The sequence below is a fragment of the Termitidicoccus mucosus genome (assembly GCF_038725785.1).
Taxonomy (GTDB): domain Bacteria; phylum Verrucomicrobiota; class Verrucomicrobiia; order Opitutales; family Opitutaceae; genus Termitidicoccus; species Termitidicoccus mucosus.
Map to the genome: position 1 here is coordinate 4,894,123 of NZ_CP109796.1, position 14,078 is coordinate 4,908,200.

The 14,078-nt window shown below is 65.5% G+C and carries 7 protein-coding genes; 1 reads left to right on the forward strand and 6 read right to left on the reverse strand.

Annotated elements, in window-relative coordinates; all coding sequences use genetic code 11:
• Positions 1-72: 72 nt before the first annotated feature.
• Positions 73-3,471, reverse strand: a complete 3,399-nt coding sequence (locus OH491_RS17075) for a glycosyl hydrolase (RefSeq protein ID WP_068771105.1) — start codon at positions 3,469-3,471, stop codon at positions 73-75.
• Positions 3,472-3,705: 234 nt separating this feature from the next.
• On the opposite strand from OH491_RS17075, the gene OH491_RS17080 reads away from it, so the two are divergent.
• Complete coding sequence (locus OH491_RS17080) at positions 3,706-4,320, forward strand: hypothetical protein (RefSeq protein ID WP_334319302.1); 615 nt, start codon at positions 3,706-3,708, stop codon at positions 4,318-4,320.
• A gap of 205 nt (positions 4,321-4,525) precedes the next feature.
• On the opposite strand, the gene OH491_RS17085 is transcribed toward OH491_RS17080, so the two are convergent.
• The 5 genes from OH491_RS17085 to OH491_RS17105 all read right to left on the reverse strand — a co-directional run bounded on the left by OH491_RS17085 (position 4,526) and on the right by OH491_RS17105 (position 14,062).
• Complete coding sequence (locus OH491_RS17085; RefSeq protein WP_068771104.1) at positions 4,526-4,972, reverse strand: hypothetical protein; 447 nt, start codon at positions 4,970-4,972, stop codon at positions 4,526-4,528.
• A gap of 173 nt (positions 4,973-5,145) precedes the next feature.
• Positions 5,146-6,570 carry a GDSL-type esterase/lipase family protein gene (locus tag OH491_RS17090; protein WP_334319301.1) on the reverse strand — a complete coding sequence of 475 codons (1,425 nt, stop codon included), beginning with the start codon at positions 6,568-6,570 and terminating at the stop codon, positions 5,146-5,148.
• Positions 6,571-6,593: 23 nt separating this feature from the next.
• Positions 6,594-8,237 (reverse strand): carboxylesterase/lipase family protein, encoded by a 1,644-nt coding sequence (locus tag OH491_RS17095; protein WP_068771103.1) that lies wholly within the window; start codon positions 8,235-8,237, stop codon positions 6,594-6,596.
• 197 nt (positions 8,238-8,434) lie between these two features.
• Positions 8,435-12,007: a GDSL-type esterase/lipase family protein gene (locus OH491_RS17100; RefSeq protein ID WP_068770382.1), complete on the reverse strand. Its 3,573-nt coding sequence runs from the start codon at positions 12,005-12,007 to the stop codon at positions 8,435-8,437.
• Between the two features lie 78 nt (positions 12,008-12,085).
• Complete coding sequence (locus OH491_RS17105; protein ID WP_068770381.1) at positions 12,086-14,062, reverse strand: polysaccharide lyase family protein; 1,977 nt, start codon at positions 14,060-14,062, stop codon at positions 12,086-12,088.
• Positions 14,063-14,078 lie beyond the last annotated feature (16 nt).

Below are 14,078 nucleotides of genomic sequence, written 5' to 3' on the forward strand. Positions count from 1 at the left end.
CGGCGCGGCCGCGCGCCGTAGCGCAGGCATCCCTGCCTGCCGTCTCTTTGGGCGGCGCGAAGCGCGCTGACATCATTCCGGATGCACTGGCGCGCGCCAAAGCGTCACGGGACCGAGCAGGCCGGATTCGGGAAGCGCCGGGGCCGCCGCGCCGCGCGGGCCGGGACGCACGGGACTGGACAGGATTTTTTCGCCGTCCGGCAGCGCCATGTCGCCGACCAAGCGATTGGTCCACTGGTTGGTGACCTTGATTTCCAGATGATTGTCGCCGTCTTGCAGCGCGCCGGTGATGTCAATGCGATACGGCGGTTTCCACAGGATGCCGAGCGGCTTGCCATTGAGCGAAACTTCCGCGATGTCGCCGACGCCGCCGAGGTCCAGCACGATGCGTGCGCCGTCCGCCAGCCACGCATGGCCGGCCTGAAAGACATGCGCGTAAGTCGCCGTGCCTGAAAAATACTTCACGCCGGCATCCGCATGCGCTCCCCACGGTGCGAGTTTTTCAAACCGCGCCCGCGCCGGGGCGCCGAGGCCGGTCGGGAAGGCCACATCCCACGGCTGGCGGTCGAGCGTGGCGAGTTTCACGGGCTCCGGCGCCGCGGGCACGGCGCGGACTTTTTCCGCGGACGGTTTTCTGAAGACGACAAACACGGCCTCGCGCACGGCGAGGCGGAGGGGCACGGTGGTGCGCAGGCCGTCGGCGTTTTGCTCGAAACTCGCGGCGGCGATCGAGCCGTCGTCGGCGTGCCAGAGCTCCGCCTCGCGCCCGCTCACGCGGAAGCGCGCGCGGATGTCCTGCGGCGTGTCGATGAGGTTGGCCACGTAATAGATATCCGTGCCGGTCGCCTCGTCGCGGCGGTGCAGCCAGGCGAGTTCGGTGTCGAGGTCGCCGCCGTGCTCGAAATCCTTTGCGATCTTCTGCATCGCCATCACGCGGTCCATCGGCCAGCCCCAGATGACGGTGCCCTTGCCGACGCGCCGGATGGTGCGGCTCACGCCGTCGAGGTCGCCCCAGATGCCGGCGGCGAGGGCGCGCACCTCGTCGTCGCATGCGGGAAACCCGGCGAGGCTCGGCGAGCGCCGGGGTTTTTGCCCGACCACGATCGCCCCGCCGCGCACGAGCGCGTCGATTTTTTTCAACAACTCCGGGCGCATCTCGTCCGTCCCGGGCAGCACCAGCACGCGGTAGCTCATGCCGTCGGGCAGCATGAGGCGTCCGTCGCCGGCGACCGACATGCGGTTGAGCAGCACGTCGGCGTTGATGAAATCGTAATCATATCCCTCCGGCGGAGTCGGGCGCGTGCCGTCGGCCCAGATCGGCGGCGTGGAGGGCGCGCCCTCGTCGAGCAGGTAGGCGATGTCGGCGACGAAGAGGCCCTGTTGCAACAGGTGGCTGCTGCGCGCGACGTAGGCCATGTAGGGCGCGGCCAGCCCGGCCCAGGTGATGTTGCGGTGGAGATGCGTGCCGACCATGGTGTTGCCGGGCCGGGTGTCGAGCGGCTGGTGCGCCGAGGTGTGAAACACGATGCGGTTGACACCCTGGGCCAGCCAGTAGTCGCCGACTTTTTTCAGCGTGTAGGGCGATTCGTAGCCGCCGCCGGTGAACGACTCCGCCGCGACGAGCCGCTTCCCATACGCGTGCGAGGCCGACGCCGCGCCGCGCACGTCCTGCAAATACATCAGGCGCGGATGCAGGTCGCGCACCCAGAATTCGCCGGCGGGAATCTCGACCTTGCTTTTGTTGAGCAGCGTGTCCTCGGGCATTTCGAGCGACACGCCCGCCGCCTCGGCGTAGATGCCGATGCCGTCGCGGCGCAGCAAGTCCGCCATGGTGCCGTAGTGGTTTTCGGCCCACAGGTCGGCCAGCGTGCGGCGGAAATCCCACAGGAAACGGTCGCTCGCCCCGGCGCTCTCGACGACGCGCCCGGTCAGCGCGGGCAGGAACGGCGCGGGCTCGTAGCCGCGGCGCGCGCGAAACTCCTTGAGCATGTCGTCGCTCCAGTTGTTCGTGCCCGCCTCCCAGCTGTCCATCATCACGTAGCGGAGCGATTTTCCGTAGAGCGGGCCGAGCGCCTTTTTCAACGGGTCGAAATAGCCGTGGTAATACGCCTCCATGTGGCGGCGGCTGAGCTTGTCGGCCTCGAACCCGGAGCCCTCGGGCGTGGCCGGGCGGTTCTTCGCGCCGGTGAGCGAATAGCCGAGGCGCAGGATGCACCATTTGCCGGGCGGCGCATCCCAGTCGAGAGTGCCGTCGGGTTTCATTTTCGAGGTGAGGTCGATGACCTCGCGCCGCGCCACGGTGTCGGACGCGGGCACGGCGGGCGTCGCGACCGTGTCGTATTCGAACAGGAAGCTGAACCCCGCCTTTTCCTCCCAGCGGTGCACGCGCGCGCCGCCGTGCAGCACGGCCTCGCTGAGCACGTAGCGTTCGGCGGGCGGGCTCGGCTGCTGGCTCATCGTGGCGGCGGGGCCGATGGGCGCGCCGGTCATTTCGATGCGGAAAAATTTCGCCTCGACCGGCTCGAACACGTAGGTGCGCACCATGCCCTGCCGGTAGAGTTGCGTGCCGGGCAGCGTGACGAGCGTGCGAAAATTCACGCCGTCGTCGCCCGCGAGTACGCGCCCCACCGGGATGCCGTTGGCGCTGCCGCCGCGCCCGCCGAGCGTGATGGCGCGGGCCGCGAATTTTCCGGGAAACTCATACTGCACCCAGGCCGGGCCGCCGTCCTTGGGCGCATCGATGGCGAGCGTCGAGTTCAGGTCGTCGTCGAGCAGCGCCGCGCCGTCCACCGGGCCGTGGTTGGTCGTGACGGACGGGCGGGCGGGCGGGGTGTCTTTCTCGCCCTCCGGCATCCGGTAGGCCACCACGGCGCTGTCGGCGTAAAACGTCGGGTCTTTCGACGGGCCGTTGTAGTAGCCGGAGCGGGTGTTGCGGATCTGGCCGTTTTCCGAGGGCGGCTGCGGCAGGTGGACGGAGATTTTTTTCATGCCGCCAGGCGCGCCGGCGGCGTCGGTCGCGTCAATGACGAGCTCGCTCCACACGAGTTTTTTCATTGCCTGTTCGGGTTTCACCCACGGGCCGCCGGTCTCGCTCCAGCCGGGCGAGCTGAAGATGCCCATTTCGAGGCCGAGCCGGTCGGCCTCGGCGGCGGCGTGGCGCACGGCGTCATACCATTCGGGCGTGCCGAACTTGATTTGCGGATCGGTCTCCTGGCCCGCGCCGGAGTTCACATCGGCGAGCATGAACCCGCCGAGCCCGGCGCGTTTCATCCATTCGAGGTCCTTGGTGATGCCCTCCTTGGTGATGTTGCTCCGCGTCCAGTGCCACCATGTGCGCGGCCGGGCCGACCCGGGCGGGTTGGCGAAGCCTTCCGCGAGCGGGTCGGCGGCGGATGGCGCGGCATGAAGCGGGAGGAGCAGCGCGAGCGCGGGAAGCAGGCTTTGTAGTTTAATTTTGGATACGAGTTTCATGGGGAGGCGGCGCGCGCGGGGCGCGCGTTGTTTGCGCCCAGCAAACACGCGAGGCCGGGGGATGCGAAGGCGATTGGCGGAGGACTGTCAGAATGGCGCACTTTTCGACTTGTCCCATATTCAATCTTTCCTAACTTCATTCCATAAAAAAGTCATAACCATTTAATATACAATATCATGACAATCACGCGATTAATCGGATGGGCCGCATGTGTTTTTTTCGCGGCCTTAAGCATGACCGCAACCGTCTTTGCCACCGCCCAAAGGTCCGATATATTAATATACGAAGGAAAAGAATACTTTCTCCACACGAATCCGCTCAACGAGTTTCTTGAAAAAAATTCTGATATAAAAGTGCCCGAGACAAGGATGCAAATAACTTCATTGTGGCGTGGATATGTCGCCACATTTGAAATAAGGGATGGATGTCTGTTCATCAAGGATGTGCGAATACCAAAAGGTTCCGACAAGGAAACTCATGAACTGATATGGGAAAGCGTGATTGATAAGATTATCAAGAAGGAAAAAGACCGGCGGGCGGATTGGTTTTCGGGTCTGCTGGTTTTACCGCATGGAAAAATAATCAATTACGTCCATATGGGTTACGCATCCACTTTTGAGAACTATATATTATTGGAAATCGACAAAGGGAAATACGTAAAGGAGCGACGTTTGCCTGGCGAGGCATACTGGTTCTTCAAAAAGAAACAATTCGAATTGTTCAGGCAAACCGATGAATATAAAAAACTCGTGGAGGATCTTATCAAAAAGGGAAGCAGTCGGGACGAGGCAGAATCATTCTTGGAGATATTCGTGATTGATTATTCCAAAAAGATACTGAACGATTGATGCGCCTTGGCGCGACGGGGAATTATTGTCCTCCGAGACAAACCGGAGCAGATCGTAAGCAACGGCATTATACCATTTCCGAACGAGATTCACACTTATGGGGGCCGAGCTCCCGCGAGGCCGTCGCGGTTAACCGCCCTGTTTTTCCGCGACGGCCTCGCGGGAGCTCGGCCCCCATAAGTGTGATTTTCATTGGGGAATGATATTAAGCCGCGTGTGGTCCGGCGGGTTCCGCCTCGTATAATTGCCGCACGGACTGCCTGTTCAGCACGATGATCGTGAAGGTGCCCAGCACGGTGCCGAAAGGCATGAAGAGGCACAGGATTGCAGCCACCACAAAACTGAACATGCGCCCGCGGCGCTTCGCCATGCTGCGCCCGGATATGAACGCGCAGGCCGCCATGGCCCAGCCAAAAAACGCAAACCCGGAGCCAAGGAGTATAAAGAACCAGCCAAACCATTCCGGCGGGGGCTGCGCACCGCCGCCCAGTGCCTCCGGGCTCACGATCGCCATGGCGCCAAGCCCCACGTAAATGAGCGGGAAAAATGAAAAAAGCGCCAGTATCCCGGCGACAACATAATGAAAGATAACCAAGAGTCTCAGATGCTCCTGATCCTGGTTTGGCAGGGCCGGCGGTGTTTGCGCATTCATGAGGGGCACGATGAAAATCCCGGCCAAGGGTGCAATGTGAATTTTTCCGAGGTGATTATCATACCGTTCGTAATCAAAAATGGCACGATGCCATTTCCGAACAAGACTCACCCTCGTGGGAGCCCGGCCCTCCAACAAAAGAGTGGTTTCTATTTATCAGAGGTCTCTTGATTTCAGGAAGCCGGGCGCGGCGGAAAACCCGGCGGGCGCGGCAGCTCGACCCGCGGGTCGGGCGGAATCTTGAAGCCGTCCGGCAAAGGGCTCGGGTGCGCGGGATCGAACGCGCCCGCATCCGCCGCGATATGGCGCGCGAGTTCGGGAAGGGCGCGGCGGACGCCCTCCACGATGCAGCGCGAGAAAAGGTAGCCGCCGTAGGTGTTGGTGTGCAACCCGTCCACATAGGCGAGCGGCGCGGCTTTTTCACCGAGGGTGCGCACGATTTCCGCGCTCATCGCATTGAGGTCGATGAAGGCGGCATCGGCTAGCCGCGCGGCTTCCCGGGCGGCCGCGGGATAATTGCCCAGGCCCGGTGTATTCAAAAATCCATTACGCCGGTCGATCTTCGTCATGGGCGAGACGATCACGGGCGTGCCGCCGCGGCGCCTCACCTCGGCGGCATAGGCGGCGAGCAGCCATTTGTAATCGGTGTACGCATCCGCATGCGTGTTCACCCAATCGCCCGCCTTGTCCTCGACCGGCCACATCGCGTCGTGCCCGCGCTGGTTGAGGTCGTTGTGGCCGAATTGCATGAACACATAATCGCCGGGCCTCATCAGGCTCATGACCTTGTCCCAGCGGCGCTGAAAACGAAACGCCTTCAGCGTCTGGCCCGACTCGGCGTGGTTGGCAATGACGACGGGCGGCGCAAACCAGCGCGGCAGTTGCTGGCCCCAGGTGCCGAAAGGCTCGCTGCCTTGGTCGGTGACGGTGGAGTCCCCGATGAGAAACACCGTGACCGCGTCGGCCACGGGTTCGATCTCGACGGCGCACACGCACGGTCGCGCATCGCTGAATTGCAGCGTGAGCTTGTCGTCCCATGTGGCGGTGACCGTCTGGTTCTTGGCCGCGTCCCATTCGCGCACGTCGAGCTTGAGCTGGTTGCCGGGCGAGAGGCGCGCGTTGCGCGTGTTGACCAGAAACGCGCGGGTCTCGAAACGTCCGCTTGCGGTGGCGACGCGTTCCAGCATGAGGCGTCCCGTCTCGGCCTTGACCGTCGTCAGCGATTCGCCCGCGGCATCGCCGAGCGTCACGGTCACGCGGTAATTTCCCTCCGGGACGGCAACGGAAAACTTGAACGGCGCGCCCCCGTCGCCCGCGGTCACAAAATCACCGCGCAATTCATCCCCGCCGCGATCGACCTCGCGGAGAACTGCGCCGGGCTCGAAACCATAACCCCGCGCGGCGGAATAGAACGTGTCCGCGCGCACCGGCGCGAAACCCGGCGCCACGGCGCCCGCGCCGAAATCGAAGCGCAGCGGCGGCTGCGGCTGTTCCGGCGGCCGGCCGTGAAGCGCCGCCGCGACGGACAGAAAGAGTGTAACCCAATAGGTTACTTTTTCCCGGGGGCGGATTTCAGCGGAGGGCGTGTGTTTTGTCATGATTGCCATGAAAGCCAGGGCGGTCATGTGCCGGGATTTTCATACGGGACTTGCGAGAAGAGCTTGCGCGCCTCGCTGCGCGGATCGTCGATCACGCGCGGCTTCAGATCGAAGGCCATCGTGGCCCGCCGTTGCAAATCGTAGGGCGGCCACGCGGGAATTTTCGGGTTGTCGGGCTTCCCGGTGCGCGCAAAGGCGATGTAGGTCTCGCTGATTATCGCCGCCATCTCGTAGGCGTCGGGGCCGGTGCCGGTCAGCCGGCTGGAAAGCGTGACGTTGTCCATCAGCAGCGGCAGGTCGAGCGCGTGGTGCGCCTTCATGCGCGGCGTGACCGGCGAGCCCCAGTGCAACTCGTAGGAATAGGTCGGCGCGGCGCCGGCGGGCAGCGCGGCGCGGCGTTCGATTTCCACCAGCGCCGGGCGCCAGTCGCGCGAATCGGTGGTCGCGGCGAAAAAGACATCGCTCGCGGAAAACTCCGGATGCACGCGCCGATACATCGCGATGACGTCGTCGAGGTCGAGCGAGCCCATTTTCTCGGAGTAGCTCGCGAGGTTCGGCTTCAAGGTTTCCCAAGTCAGGTCGAACATCGCGGGATTTCCGCGTCCGATGAGCAGGCGCGATTCGTCCTTGTTGGTGCCGACCATGAAGGGAATGTGCGCGGAAAATGCCGGCGCGTCGGGATGAAACGGATGGCGCGGCAGCGCGCCGCCATCGAGCACGGGGCCGTGGTAGCCGGCGGCGCGGCCGGCCTCGATGAGGTCGCGCATCGGCAAGGTCTTGAGCGCGGCCACGCGGCCGCGATCCAGGCCCAGCGCCTTGAGCACGGCCTCGGCGCGGCGCGTGGCCGTTTCGGGACGCGACGCCGTGACGGTTTCCCCGCTGGACGACGCGGCGCGGTGAAACAGGCCCATCGCGCGCGGCATGCCCATGAGGCAGGCGTTTTTCGCGCCGCCGCCCGACTCGCCGAAAATGAGCACGCAGCCCGGATCGCCGCCGAACGCCGCGATGTTGTCGCGCACCCATTCGAGCGCGAGGATCAGGTCGAGCTGGCCGGCGTTGCCGGAATCGGCGAACTCCGCCCCGCCCAGTTCCGCGAGATAAAGATAACCAAACGCATTGAGCCGGTGGTTGAGCGTGACCACCACGACATCGCCGCGATGACAAAGCCGCACGCCGTCGTAGAGCGGGTCGTTGGCCGAAAGCGAATTATAGCCGCCGCCGTGGATGTAAACCATCACCGGCCGCTTCGCGCGCGACTCGAAGCCGGGAGTCCAGACGTTCAGATAAAGGCAATCCTCGCTGACCGGATCGGGCGACGCCCCGCCGGAGGCGGAGGATTGCGCGCGGCCCGGCTGCGGGGCGCGCGGGCCGAAACGCAGCGCCTCGCGCACGCCGGTCCACGGCTCGGGCGGCGTCGGCGCCATGAAGCGGCGCGGCGCGGTGTCGGCGCCGTAGGGAATGCCCTTGAAGACGTGGATGCCCTCGTCGATATAGCCGCGCACCTTTCCGCAGGTCGTTTCGATGGAGGGTCCCTCCGGCCAAGCCGGCGCGGCCAGGATGCGATTGCGAAACAGCGGCGACAGCATCGCCGCGCCCACGCCGGCCGCGACGCCTTTGAGCAGGGAGCGGCGCGTGATGATGCCAGGCGGGGCGGATGGATTTTTCATGGGAATCAATTCGGCGGGCGGCTTTGGTTGCATCGTTTTCGTTCTCTTATACCAATTCCGAACCATTTTTGGGCTTTAGCATCTCCTGTTTTTGGAGGGCCGGGCTCCTGCGAGACCGGCGCCGGAGAACGTCGCATATGATCGCGACGGCCTCGCAGGAGTCCGGCCCTCCATCAGTCCAATTATCATGGAAAAAACTACATCCCCGGGCGCATGAAATCGGCGACCGGGTTGTCCGGCAGGGCGTGCAGGGCGCCGGCCGCGATTTTTGCGTTGATCACCGCGCCGGCCCAGTTGGTGTGCGTGGTTTTGTCCGCGAAGAGCGCGGCGGTTTGCTCCTCGCCAATCGAGTCGTAATAATCGGCGATGAGCGTGTTGAGATCGACAAAGGGCGTCCCGGTCTCCGCGGCGATGGCGCGCGCCCAGCCGCCGTGGCTGTCACCGGCCCGGCCGACCTTGCCGTCGCTCCAGCGGTTGCGCGGCACGAGCGAGCACACGACGAAGCGCGCGTCTCTGGCGCGCGCCTCCGCGATATACTGCCGCAAATACCAGCCGAAGGTGTGCACGGTCTCGGGCTGTTTCGTCGCGGCGTTTTCGCGCTCCTCCGTCTCGCCGCCGGTGCCGCGCAACGCGCCGCGCGCGCCGTTGTCGTTGTGGCCGAATTGCATGATGACGACGTCGCCCGGCTTGACCTGCGGCAGGATGCGCTCCCACTGCGCGCGAAACGTGCGCGCGCCCGTGCCGCCGACGGCGCGGTTCACCACGTTGACCTTGGCCGTGTAGAAATAAGCCGCGAAGGGATCGCCCCAGCCGAATTCCTTGTTGTAACCGGTGCCGCGGCCGTTGCGCACGGTCGAGTCGCCGATGAGCCAGATCGTCGGCAGCGCGGGATCGGCGGGGGCGGGGAGATTGAGCCATTTGCCGAAAACCTCGCGCTCATCGCGATCGACGCCCGGCGGGGGCGGCTGCGGCGGCACGAAGACCGCCGACGGCTCCGCGACCGGCACCTGACGGCCCGCGTGCGAAAGCGCGACGACGAGCCACTGCTCGCGCAGGCCCTTGAGGCCGCTGACGGCGAGAAAGGCGTTGAGCCGCGCGCCGTCGGCGCTGGTGTGCACGTGGTCGCGAGGGAAAAACGCGTTCACTTCCGCGTGGCCGAGCTGTTCGTAGCGATCGGCGATGAGCCTCGTGTGATCGACGAGCGGGACTTTTTCCGACTCCGCGACCTGGCGGATCCACTCGTCATAGCGGCCCGAGCCGCGCTCGACGCGGCCGTCCTTCCAATAATTGCGCACGGTGAGGGTAAGGAGAGCAGGCCACGCGCCTTTCGCGCGCGCGTCGGCGACCATCTTGCGCAGATACCAGCCGAACGTGTGCACGACCTCGTGCTTCTTCGTCATCTTGTTGTCGATTTCCTGGGTCTCCTCGCCGAGCCCCGGCAGCGAGCCGCGGGCGCGGCTCCCGTCGTTGACCGGCGAGCCGTCGTTGTGGCCGAACTGGATCAGCACGACGTCGCCTGGCTTCACCGCCTCGAGCAGGCGGTCCCAGTGGCCCTCGGTGATAAAGGTGCGGCTGCTGCGCCCGCCGCGGGCGAGGTTGACCACCTCGATTTTCGCCGGGTCGAAATACTCGCCGGCTATTTTTCCCCAGCCGATGGCGTTGATGTTTCCATTGGCGGCGGTGGAATCGCCGGCAATAAAAAGCGTGCGCGTTGCGGACTCGTCGAGTTCGAGGCGCAGGTAATCATACATGACGCCGTTGTTGACCGGGCCGGCGGGCACGGTGAGCACCAGGGTGTTTTCCCCCGCGCGCATCAGCGCGGCGTCGAAGGCGAGCTCGCGCTCATACCAGATGCCTTGCGTGCCGTGGCGCGTGATCGTGCCGTCGCCGGCGAGCCCGTCGATTTTTCCGGCGGGCCGCCCGTTCACCGCGACCTCGATGGTTTTTGCGCCGGTGCCGCAGATCGCGAGACGCAGCGTGGCGCGGCCTTTGGGCGCGGCGGGCAGGTCGAACGCGATCGCATACGGCGTCGCCCGGCCCGGCGCGGTCGCGCCGCGAAACGGCGACGACTTGGCGGCGGGGTCCTCGTTGTGCGGGACGTGCTGGAAGAACCAGTCGCGGCTGAAGTCACTTTGACCGATGGTGTAGCGGATGTCGTTTGGAAACAGCGCGGCGTAACGCAGCGAGATTTCGGGGTCGTCGTGCTTGTCGGCCATGAAGAACTCGGAGGCGTTGCGATTCGGGATGCCGATGTCCCAGAGCTGGCGTCCGCGGCGGACGGGCGTCCAGGTGAGCGCGCCGAGGTCGAGGGGCTTGCCGGGTTCGACGGTGACGCCGGTTTGGACAAACTCGCCGAGCACGCCGTCGGCGAACGCGCGCAGCGTGTAGCGGCCAGGGCGCACGTTGGGAATGGCAAAGGAGCCGTCGGGGGTTCCGGTGGCCCAGAACTGGTAGTGCTTCGCGTCGCGCTGCCACTCGGTGTCCGGCGCGGTCAGGCCGATGGTCAGGCGCGTGAAGGGAGCGGCGGCGGCGCCAGTCATGGGCTGGAGGGATGTGCCGCTTTCAGGGGCGCGGACATTCTTGTCCGCGATGTCGCGGGCAGGTTTCGAGGCCGAAGGCCGACAGTCTGCCATGCCCGCGCTCCTTTGGGACGGCGCCGCTCCGGGGTCATCGCGCAAGACGAGGCGGCCTTGCACCGTGGAGCGCTCGGCGGCGGACGGGTAATCCACACCGCGCACCCACGCGTAGGGCCATTTTCCAGCCTCGCCTACGGCGCGCGCCTTCGCATCGTCGTAGATCGCCTTTGGGCTCGCGCCGGAATTCACGTAGATGAGAAACGGTCCGACGACTTTTTGCCAGCGCTCGCCTGCGTCCACCTCCACCCGCGCCCCGCCGTAGTGGCTGCTGCGCCAGTAATTCAGCACGCACGGGGCGGCGACGGCGTTGGTGTCGCGGTGGCCGAGAAACTCCACCTTCGTCGGACCGCCGCTCATGTATTCCATCGAGGGATTGATGAAAAACAGGCCGACCTTCTTTTCCGTGCTCGACCAGCCGAAGGCCGGGTTGGCGGACTGGAGCGCGGTGTAGATGTATTTGTCGCCGACGCGCAGCTCCTTCGGGTAATGCAGGTCGCGCTTCGCATCGACGCTCATCCAGTCGAAAAACGCGGCGAGCTTGGCGCAGAAGCGCGCCTCGCCGATTGCGCTCTGCGGTTGTTCCGGCCTGTGTTCAAAAATTGAATACGTATAAACGCCCGGCTCGCCGCGCCCGAGCGTGTAGCGGATTTCCACGTCGGCGGCGAACTGCCCGTCGGGCGACGCCCCGGGGCCGGTGCCCATCTTGCGTCCGTCGGCGACGCCCTTGATCGAGACCTCGGCGCGCTCGCCGCCGTTGGCGCGGGGATCAATGGTGACGCGCGCGATCGCGGGCGCGGTGCCGCGCGGCCCCATCGCATCGTGCGACCAGAAAGCGTATTGGTGGTCGGTCATGCGCGGGTTGAGCCCGTTGGGGTTCGCGCCGGGCGGGTCGCGCTGGAGGTCGGGCTCGCCGCCGGGCGTCAGGAAAGTCGCGAGCATTTCGAGATTATTGTAGCGCAGCGAAACGAGATCGCCGGACGCCTTGGCCACGCGTGCGGTGACGATGCCGTTGCCGAGCGTGTAGGTCTCGGCGTCCTCGGCGAGCGTGACAGGCGCGGCCTCACCACGGAGCGGTGAGGCGTGAATGGCAAAAAGCGGGAGGAGGACGAGGGTGAGGAGACGGAGTTTTTTCATGAGGATGGTTGAGATTGGAAGGGAGGCCGGCGGGTGATTTTTGCCTGCGCGCGCCGAAGTGTTGCCTGTCTTTTCATGTCACATGTCCGGGCGCATGGAGGCGGCGTTTTCGTCGAGTTCGAGACGCAGGTAATCATACACGACGCCGTTGTTGACCGGGCCGGCGGGGATGGTGAGCGCGAGGGTGTTTTCACCGGCGCGCAGGAGCGCGGCGTCGAAGGCGAACTCGCGCTCATACCAGATGCCTTGCGTGCCGTGGCGCGTGATGACGCCGTCGCCGACGAGCCCGTCGATGCTGCCGGCGGCGCGGCCGTTCACGGAGATTTCGATGGTTTTCACGCCGGTGCCGCAGATCGCGAGGCGCAGCGTGGCGCGGCCTTTGGGCGCGGCGGTCAGGTCGAAGACGACGGTGCGGGGCGCGGCGCGGCCGGGCGAGCGCACGCCGCGGAAGGGCGCGGACTTGGCGGCGGGGTCCTCGTTGTGCGGGACGTGCTGGAAGAACCAGTCGCGGCTGAAGTCACTTTGACCAACGGTGTAGCGGATGTCGCCCGGAAACAGCGTGGCGTAGCGGAGCGAGATTTCGGGGTCGTCGTGCTCGCCGGCCATGAAGAACTCGGAGGCGTTGCGGTTGGGGATGCCGATGTCCCAAAGCTGGCGTCCGCGGCGGACGGGCGTCCAGATGAGCGCGCCAAGGTCGAGGGGCTTGCCGGGCTCGACAGTGACGCCGGTTTGGGCGAACTCGCCGAGCACGCCGTCGGCGAAGGCGCGCAGCGTGTAGCGGCCGGGGCGCACGTTGGGGATGGCGAAGGTGCCGTCGGGGGAGCCGGCGGCCCAGAACTGGTAGTGTTTCGCGTCGCGTTGCCACTCGGTGCCCGGCGCGGTCAGGCCGACGGTCAGGCGCGTGAAGGGAGCGGCGCCGCCGCCCCTTTGGGGTGCCGCCGCGCCGGGGGCATCGCGCAAGACGAGGCGGCCTTGCACCGTGGCGCGTTCGGCGGCGGACGGGTAATCGACGCCGCGCACCCACGCGTAGGGCCATTGTTCCGACTCGGCGTCGGCGCGCGCGCGGGCGTCGGCGTAGATCGCCTGCGGGGTGTCGCCGGAGTTGGCGTAAATGAAAAAGGGGCCGACGACTTTTTGCCAGTGCTCGCCCGCGTCCACGTCCACCCGCGCCCCGCCGTAGTGGCTGCTGCGCCAGTAATTCAGCACGCACGGGGCGGCGACTTCGTTGGTGTCGCGATGGCCCATGAGCTCGACCTTGGTGGGGCCGCCGCTCATGTATTCCATCGAGGGGTTGATGAAGAAGAGGCCGACTTTTTTCGCGGTGCTCGACCAGCCGAAGGCGGGGTTGGCGGACTGGAGCGCGGTGTAGATGTATTTGTCGCCGGCGCGCAGCTCCTTCGGAAAGTGGAGGTCGCGGCGCGCATCGACGCTCATCCAGTCGAAAAAGTCGGCGAGCTTGGCGCAGTAGCGCGCCTCGCCGAGCGAGGTGAGGGGGTATCCGGGTTTGTGTTCAAAAATCGAATACGTGTAAACCCCCGGGTCGCCGCGCCCGAGCGTGTAGCGGATTTCGATGTCGCTGGCAAAATTTCCCTCCGCCGGGTTGGTGCCCGGACCGGTGCCCAGCTTGCGCCCGTTGGCGGCGACGGCCTTGATGGAGACCTCGCCGCGCTCGCCGCCGTTGGCGCGCGGGTCGATGGTGACGCTCGGGATCGCGGGCGCGGAGCCCTTGACGCCCATCGTGTCGTGCGACCAGTAGCCGTGCTGGTGGCCGGTGATGGACGGCGCGCGCCAGTTGGGATTGTCCGCGGGGGCGCCGCCCTGTGCGGCGGGCTTGAAATCGGGCGTGAGCGAGGTGGCGAGCAGTTCGAGGTTTTTGTAGCGCAACGAGACGAGGTCGCCGGTGACCTTGGAAACGCGCGCGGCGACGACACCGTTGTCGAGCGTGTAGGTTTCGGCATCCTCGGAAAGGATGACATGGGGAGCGGCGGCGCCGGCGGGCCGGGGCAGGACGGCCAGAAACGCGGCGAGGCAGATGAGGCAGGCGGAGATTTTCATGGGCGTTGAATCAAAA

Excerpts from the sequence above, each read along its gene's own strand:
- OH491_RS17090 (WP_334319301.1), bottom strand. The coding sequence starts at position 6,570 with ATGACAAAACACACGCCCTCCGCTGAAATCCGCCCCCGGGAAAAAGTA.
- OH491_RS17100 (WP_068770382.1), bottom strand. The coding sequence starts at position 12,007 with ATGAAAAAACTCCGTCTCCTCACCCTCGTCCTCCTCCCGCTTTTTGCC.
- OH491_RS17105 (WP_068770381.1), bottom strand. The coding sequence starts at position 14,062 with ATGAAAATCTCCGCCTGCCTCATCTGCCTCGCCGCGTTTCTGGCCGTC.
- OH491_RS17095 (WP_068771103.1), bottom strand. The coding sequence starts at position 8,237 with ATGAAAAATCCATCCGCCCCGCCTGGCATCATCACGCGCCGCTCCCTG.
- OH491_RS17085 (WP_068771104.1), bottom strand. The coding sequence starts at position 4,972 with ATGAATGCGCAAACACCGCCGGCCCTGCCAAACCAGGATCAGGAGCAT.
- OH491_RS17075 (WP_068771105.1), bottom strand. The coding sequence starts at position 3,471 with ATGAAACTCGTATCCAAAATTAAACTACAAAGCCTGCTTCCCGCGCTC.
- OH491_RS17080 (WP_334319302.1), top strand. The coding sequence starts at position 3,706 with ATGACCGCAACCGTCTTTGCCACCGCCCAAAGGTCCGATATATTAATA.